General features: G+C 33.0%; 2 protein-coding genes. One reads left to right on the top strand and one right to left on the bottom strand.

The genetic code is table 11. The features are described 5' to 3' along the window. Nucleotides 1-23 precede the first annotated feature (23 nt). Complete coding sequence (gene metK, locus I2D69_RS19685; protein WP_117846393.1) at nucleotides 24-1,199, bottom strand: methionine adenosyltransferase; 1,176 nt, start codon at nucleotides 1,197-1,199, stop codon at nucleotides 24-26. 219 nt (nucleotides 1,200-1,418) lie between these two features. On the opposite strand from metK, the gene I2D69_RS19680 reads away from it, so the two are divergent. Next, nucleotides 1,419-1,649: a helix-turn-helix transcriptional regulator gene (locus I2D69_RS19680; RefSeq protein ID WP_117846394.1), complete on the top strand. Its 231-nt coding sequence runs from the start codon at nucleotides 1,419-1,421 to the stop codon at nucleotides 1,647-1,649. The last annotated feature ends 20 nt before the right edge of the window (nucleotides 1,650-1,669 follow it).

The following is a 1,669-nucleotide window of genomic DNA, read 5'->3' as shown; positions in this document are numbered from 1 at the left end:
ATATATCTTCTCTCATAACAAGTTTACACTTCTAAAATGCCTAAAAATTTTTTTGTATCTAATTGCTCCCATGGAAGATTTAATTCAGTTCTCCCAAAATGTCCATAAGATGCTACCTGTTCATAAATTGGCCGGCGGAGTTTAAATATATCAATTATTCCTGATGGTGTAAGATCAAAATTATTATAAATAAATTCTGCAAGCAGTTCATCATCTTTTTTACCTGTTCCAAATGTATTAACATTAACAGAAACTGGATTTGCGATTCCTATGGCGTAGGATAATTGTACCTCACATTTTTCTGCTAATCCCACTGCAACAATATTTTTAGCAAGATATCGTGCCATATATGCTGCTGATCTGTCCACTTTTGTACAGTCTTTTCCTGAAAAGGCACCACCACCATGATGTGCACATCCACCATACGTATCTACAATAATTTTTCTTCCTGTAACTCCACTGTCTCCATGTGGACCACCAATCACAAAACGTCCTGTTGGATTAACATACACATTTGTATTATCATCCATCAATCCCTCTGGTATTATATCTTCAATCACATATTTAAGAATATCTTTATAAATTTTATCTTGGCTAATATTTTCATCATGTTGCACTGAACATACAATAGTGTCTATTCTTTTTGGTATATTCCCATCATATTCAATAGTCACTTGCGTTTTTCCATCTGGCCTCAAATACTTCAATCTTCCACTTTTTCTAACATTTGATAACTGTTTTGATAATTTATGTGCTAACACAATCGGAAGGGGCATATACTCTTTGGTTTCATTTGTCGCATATCCAAACATCATTCCCTGATCCCCAGCTCCAATTTCAGCTTTATCTTTTTTTACTTTAGCTTCCAATGCTTCATTTACTCCCAAAGCAATATCTTCTGACTGTTTATCTAAACATACAATAATTCCACAGGTATCTGCATCAAAGCCATATTTTGAATCATTATACCCAATTTTGCGAACCGTATTTCTGACAATACTAGGAACATCAATGTTAGCATTTGTTGTAATTTCACCCATGACAAGCACTAAGCCCGTAGTTATACATGTTTCACACGCAACACGACCATAAGGGTCTTTTTCCATAATAGCATCCAAAATAGCGTCTGAAATTTGATCACATATTTTATCTGGATGTCCTTCGGTGACAGATTCTGAAGTAATTAATTTCTTTAACATATCTCTTCTCCTTTTTAATTTTGTATTTCAGCCATTATGTACCAAAATCTACATTGCTTTTTTCTTATAATACATAAAAAACTCCTTAATTTTTTATATCTGCTATAACTTGTAAATTAATTGTCACATTTTGTTCGATGCAGGCTATATATAGACCTATATTTTCAAATTAGCGGTTACACTATATCTATAATTAGGACTATATATAGGAGGTGTTCGATGACTTCTAATCAAGCTGTCTGTAATAGAATTGCCGATTTGTGTAAAGAACAAGGCATTACTTATTATACATTAGCATGTCGTGCTGCTATTCCACAGTCCACCTTAAAAAATATTTTTCATGGAACTAATCCTACACTTTCTACTATTAGTAAAATATGCAGTGGCTTTGGCATAACAGTAAGTGAATTTTTCCAAGCAGATTATTTTTTGATATGTGAAGATGATTAATTTTGAAGAAAGGTATGAAC

Source organism: Ruminococcus sp. D54t1_190329_F1, from assembly GCF_015551645.1.
Lineage (GTDB): Bacteria > Bacillota > Clostridia > Lachnospirales > Lachnospiraceae > Blautia_A > Blautia_A faecis.
The sequence above is the reverse complement of the archived record's forward strand: the minus strand, read 5'-3'. Positions and strand labels throughout refer to the sequence as shown.

What these genes read in the sequence shown, in the direction of transcription:
- metK (WP_117846393.1), bottom strand. Translation starts at nt 1,199, where the DNA reads ATGTTAAAGAAATTAATTACTTCAGAATCTGTCACCGAAGGACATCCA.
- I2D69_RS19680 (WP_117846394.1), top strand. Translation starts at nt 1,419, where the DNA reads ATGACTTCTAATCAAGCTGTCTGTAATAGAATTGCCGATTTGTGTAAA.